5 protein-coding genes, 1 pseudogene and 1 riboswitch are annotated in these 5,061 nt (G+C 66.5%); of the genes and pseudogenes, 3 read left to right on the forward strand and 3 right to left on the reverse strand.

What is annotated here, in order from left to right; genetic code table 11:
• Positions 1 to 1,618, reverse strand: a 1,618-nt coding sequence (locus tag AC2VOG_RS13010) for an acyl-CoA dehydrogenase family protein (RefSeq protein ID WP_486940312.1), incomplete at its 3' end; no start/stop codon positions are given.
• Positions 1,619 to 1,696: 78 nt separating this feature from the next.
• Positions 1,697 to 2,107: a cold-shock protein gene (locus AC2VOG_RS13015; protein ID WP_486940313.1), complete on the reverse strand. Its 411-nt coding sequence runs from the start codon at positions 2,105 to 2,107 to the stop codon at positions 1,697 to 1,699.
• Positions 2,108 to 2,262: 155 nt separating this feature from the next.
• On the opposite strand from AC2VOG_RS13015, the gene AC2VOG_RS13020 reads away from it, so the two are divergent.
• Together AC2VOG_RS13020 and AC2VOG_RS13025 are read left to right on the forward strand one after the other, a co-directional pair.
• Positions 2,263 to 2,649 carry a YccF domain-containing protein gene (locus AC2VOG_RS13020; RefSeq protein WP_486940314.1) on the forward strand — a complete coding sequence of 129 codons (387 nt, stop codon included), beginning with the start codon at positions 2,263 to 2,265 and terminating at the stop codon, positions 2,647 to 2,649.
• A 311-nt stretch (positions 2,650 to 2,960) separates the two neighbouring features.
• A riboswitch (cyclic di-AMP (ydaO/yuaA leader) is annotated at positions 2,961 to 3,138 on the forward strand.
• A 9-nt stretch (positions 3,139 to 3,147) separates the two neighbouring features.
• Positions 3,148 to 3,996, forward strand: a complete 849-nt coding sequence (locus AC2VOG_RS13025) for a transglycosylase family protein (protein WP_486940315.1) — start codon at positions 3,148 to 3,150, stop codon at positions 3,994 to 3,996.
• A gap of 29 nt (positions 3,997 to 4,025) precedes the next feature.
• On the opposite strand, the gene AC2VOG_RS13030 is transcribed toward AC2VOG_RS13025, so the two are convergent.
• Positions 4,026 to 4,226 carry a hypothetical protein gene (locus tag AC2VOG_RS13030; RefSeq protein ID WP_486940316.1) on the reverse strand — a complete coding sequence of 67 codons (201 nt, stop codon included), beginning with the start codon at positions 4,224 to 4,226 and terminating at the stop codon, positions 4,026 to 4,028.
• Positions 4,227 to 4,312: 86 nt separating this feature from the next.
• Between AC2VOG_RS13030 and AC2VOG_RS13035 the strand changes: the two are divergent.
• A pseudogene (locus AC2VOG_RS13035) lies at positions 4,313 to 5,061 on the forward strand (helicase-associated domain-containing protein); the annotation flags it as partial.

Below are 5,061 nucleotides of genomic sequence, written 5' to 3' on the forward strand. Positions count from 1 at the left end.
CGAACAGTTCGGCGCCGATGTCCACCACCCGGCCGAGGAATCCCTGCTTTTGCTCCAGCGCGGCCTGCCAGCGCGCCATCCCGTAGAAGGTGTTGCGCGCCAACTTGCGCGACGAGCGCTCGACGAATCGCATATGCGGAGCCAGTTTGCCGAATTCACGATACGCCGTTGGTCGTTGACCTTCACCAAAGACTAACTGGGGCAACCACTTTGCATAGAAGCTGCTCGCGCCGACGGCGGCCTTGGCCTTCTGACGCAGGTGGGCTTTCGCGTTCGCGAGGTCGCCGGCCGCATTCAGGTGCGCGTCGACCGCCTCGCGTGCGATCAGCAGCCGCATGATCTCGCTGGAGCCTTCGAAGATCCGGTTGATCCTCAGGTCGCGCACCACCTGCTCCACCGGGACCGCCCGCTCGCCGCGCGCGGCCAGCGACTCGGCGGTCTCGTAGCCACGGCCGCCGCGGATCTGCAACAGCTCGTCGGCGATCAGGCAGGCCATCTCACTGGACCACAGCTTGGCCAGTGCTGCTTCGATCCGGATGTCGTTGCGGCCCTCGTCGGCCATTTGGGCGGACAGCTCCAACACTGATTCGAGGGCGTAGCTCGTCGCGGCGATGAACGAAATCTTCTCAGCGACGGCTCCGTGTGCACCGACGGGCTTGCCCCACTGCACGCGTTCACCGGACCATTCCCGCGCGATTTTCAGCGACCACTTGGCCGAGCCCGTGGCGATTGCGGGTATCGAGAGCCGGCCGGCGTTCAGCGTCGTCAACGCAATCTTCAGTCCGTCACCCTCCCGGCCGATCAGGTTCTCGGCCGGCACCCGGACCCTGTGCAAACGGGTCAGACCGTTCTCGATGCCGCGCAATCCCATGAATGAGTTGCGCCGCTCGACGGTGATGCCGGGCGAATCGGCCTCGACGACGAACGCGCTGATGCCGCCGCGGTGCCCGTCGCCCTTGGGTACGGCGGCCATCACCACAAGAAGTTCTGCGACGACGCCGTTGGTGGTCCAGAGCTTAACTCCGTCCAATTCGTAGGCCGTTCCGTCGTCGACCGGGGTTGCCGTTGAGGCGAGCCGCGCCGGATCGGAGCCGACGTCGGGTTCGGTCAGCAGAAACGCCGAGATTGCCCCGGCCGCGCAACGGGGCAGGAACTTTCTCTTCTGTTGGTCGTTACCGGCCAGCTTGAGTGGCTCGGGCACACCGATCGACTGGTGCGCGGAGAGCAACGCACCGAGGCTGGCGTGCACGCTGGACACCAGCATCAGCGCCCGGTTGTAGGCGACCTGGGACAGATTCAGCCCGCCGTATTCCGACGGAATCTTCATGCCGAAGCACCCCAGGTCGGCGAGACCCCTGACGTAGTCGTCGGGAATCTTCGCCTCGCGCTCGATGATGCTGCCGTCGACGGTGTCGAGAAATTCCCGCAATCGGCCCAGGAATTCCTCGGTCCGGGCGGCCTCGTCGTCGGACGGCCGGGGAAAGGGGTGGATGAGCGCCAGCGGAAAACGGCCGAGAAACAGCTCCTTGGCCAGTGAGGGTTTGTCCCAGCCGCTTTCGCGGGACTCCTCCGCTACCGCCCTCGCTTGCTCTTCGCTGACCTGCGCCTGCTGTGCCATGGCACTTCCTCACTCGAAACCGGCTCGTTCGGTTCGGAGTGTTCCCCGTCACGCTGAAAGGTACACCCGCCCAACGGCTCAGGCGTCCAATTCGCGGGCCACGGCCTTGACGACGTCGGAGACCTTGCGGGCGATCTTGCGGTCGGGGTAGCGCCCCTTGCGCAGTTCGGGTTGCACGGTGCCTTCGAGCAGCGTGATCATGTCCTCGACCATGCCGTGCAATTCGTCGGGGCTGTGCTTGTGCTCGGCCGGACCCTCGCGGCGCGGACGGCTACTGAGCGTCGGCGGCGGGTCGATCAGCTTGAGGCTCAACGCCTGGGGTCCACGCCGCCCGGACGCCAAGCCGAACTCGACCTTCTGCCCGGCCTTGAGGCCTTCGACTCCCGCGGGCAACGCCGAGGAGCGGACGTAGACGTCCTCGCCGTCTTCCTGAGACAGGAAGCCGAATCCCTTCTCCGCGTCGTACCACTTCACCTTGCCAGTCGGCACCGAACTCACCTGCTTGTCTAACGGAAGACTACTTAGGCCTACACAACGAAGCGCCCCGCCTGCGCAGGACGCGATGAAGCCCGATCCTACTCGGATCACCGGCGGCTGAGCACCGGAGTTTCTGACCTAAGCTGGTCTCACCGCTGGAGGAGATCATGCGCCTGGTTCTGAACGTCATCTGGCTGGTTTTCGGTGGCCTGTGGTTGGCCCTGGGATATTTGTTGGCTGCGCTGATCTGCTTCGTGCTGATTGTGACCATTCCGTTCGGTTTCGCGTCGCTGCGCATCGCGTCTTACGCGCTGTGGCCGTTCGGCCGCACGATCGTCGAGAAGCCCGGCGCCGGTAATGGCGCGTTGATCGGCAATGTTCTCTGGTTGCTGCTGTGCGGAATTTGGCTGGCCATCGGACACCTGGTGACCGCGGCGGCCATGGCGGTGACGATCGTCGGCCTTCCGCTGGCGTTGGCCAATCTCAAACTGATTCCGGTGTCGTTGATGCCGCTGGGAAAGCAGATCGTTGCCCTGGATCAGCGGCGGCCATAAGCGGAACTCAGGTCCGTTCAGTGTTGAAGACCGCATCGCACGCACACATCCATGACCTGCGCTTAAGCCTTCCGCGCGTTGTGAAATCAATCACATAACGGTTTGATCACGGTGCGGCAACAGCCTTATTTCGACACGTTCAACCTGCGCAAACAGTGCTATTTCCTGGCGTCTTGGGGCACCGCGACACGCGAAACGCGACTTTCTACAGAAAATGACTCCGCCGCAGACAGCCGCTAGCGTCGAGCCCGGCCCGCCGAGTATCCCTGCCCGGTAGGTCTTCTCGCCTATAGCGCCGAGCTCCATCCAATAGGCGAGTAATGCCGATCCATGGATGGAGGCGGGGGACCCAATGGTCCGCCGATATCGACCTGGAGCCCACGGCTCCTTGGGGTGAAGCCGACGCGTTTGGGAAAGACGCGCGACGGCCGGGCGACCTCTTCCGCCCGAACCCGACAGCTGACCTCGTAGGCGCATACGAGAGGACTCCATAGGTCTATGAGCGGCCGTCACCGTAAACCCACCACGCCCATCGTCGGCGTCGCGAAACTGGCCTTCACCGGTGCAGTCATCGGCGGCGCGGTCCCACTAGCCCTCGCCGGCCATGCGGCCGCGGCACCCGACAGCGAATGGGACCGTGTCGCGGCCTGCGAGTCGGGCGGCAACTGGGCGATCAACACCGGCAACGGCTACCACGGCGGGTTGCAGTTCTCCCAAGGCACGTGGAACTCGCACGGCGGTGGCGAATACGCCACGTCGGCCAACCAGGCCACTCGCGATCAGCAGATCGCCGTGGCCGAGCGGGTGCTGGCCAGCCAGGGCAAGGGTGCTTGGCCGGTTTGTGGACGGGGCCTGTCGGCCGCTACACCACGCAACGTGGTCGCCGATGCGCCCGTGCCCCCGCCGGACGCACCGCCGCCGGCGTTCGACGCGCCCATGCCTCCGCCACCGGCCGACCCGCCGCCTCCACCGCCGGCACCTGAGCCTCCCCCGCCACCACCAGCCGAACCGGCCGCGGTCGACGCACCGGCGCCGGACGCACCGCCCCCTCCGCCAGCGCCAGACGCACCGCCGCCTCCGCCAGCGCCGGACGCACCGCCGCCTCCGCCAGCGCCAGACGCACCGCCGCCGGCCGACCCCGCGCCCGAGCCCGCTCCGCCGACGCAGGCCGAATCCGTTGCGATGGATGCGCCCGCGCCACCCCCGGGAGAAACACCAGAGGGAGTGCACCAGGCCAACACCGTCGGGTCATCGCGGAAACTGGATCCGAGCTACCTGAACGACCTGCTCAAAGCGGTTCAGTCGCAGAGCGTAAGCACTAATCCCGCGCTGCAGTCGCTCGCCTGATCGACGATCGTACGGCGGATGACCACCGCCTAGCGGTTGACCTCAGTGACCGGATGCAGATAGGGCAGTTCGTCGGCCGGCAACGGAAATTCCAGGTCGCCGAAGGGCGACAAGGCGCCGGTCCGATCGGTTGCCAATTCGCTCACGGCGTGGTCGTCAGGGTTGGTCGTCGGCCAACCGTTGTCGACATAACGGGTCTTCTGCGCCTTGTTGTCAGCCACGCGGTCCATTCTGACAGGTCGGTTGCGGCAATGCCCGCCTTACCCTCCGTACGTCGGGAACAGTCCCTCAGCCGACTGCTTTACGCTGGTCAGCAATGACCGAACACACCCCGGACATCCCGCTGGGGTCCTGGCTGGCCGAGTTGCCCGACGACGGGTTGATCCGTCTGCTGGAGTTGCGACCCGACCTGGCCCAACCGCCGCCGGGCAGCATCGCCGCGTTAGCCGCCCGCGCGCAGGCCCGCCAATCGCTGCAGGCTGCCACCGACGAGCTCGATTTCCTGCGGCTGGCGGTGATCGACGCGTTGCTGGTGCTGCAGGCCGACTCCGCGCCGGTGCCGGTCGCCAAGCTGCTCGCGCTGATGGGCGACCGAGCCCCCGAGGCCGACGTCCTCGACGCACTCGAGAATCTGAAGCAACGCGCGCTGGTCTGGGGTGACGGCGCCGTGCGGGTGGCCTCCGCCGCCGACGGCGGGCTGCCCTGGTACGTCGGGCAGGTGACGCTGGAGGACGCCAGCCCGAGCGCGGGGCAGATCGCCGAGCTGATCGATGGCCTCGACGATCCGCAGCGTGAGCTGCTGGACCGCCTATTGGAGGGCTCGCCGCTAGGGCGGACCCGGGACGCCGCGCCCGGGGCTCCCGCGGATCGCCCGGTGCCACAACTGATTGCGTCTGGCCTACTGCGTCGAATCGATGCAGACACGGTGATCCTGCCCCGCCACGTCGGTCAGGTGATGCGCGGTGAGCAACCCGGGCCGGTGCGGCTGACGGCCCCCGATCCGGTCGTGTCCACGACCACACCGGCCGACGTGGACGCCACAGCAGCCGGCGCGATCATCGACCT

This window comes from Mycobacterium sp. TH-M11 (genome assembly GCF_057473725.1).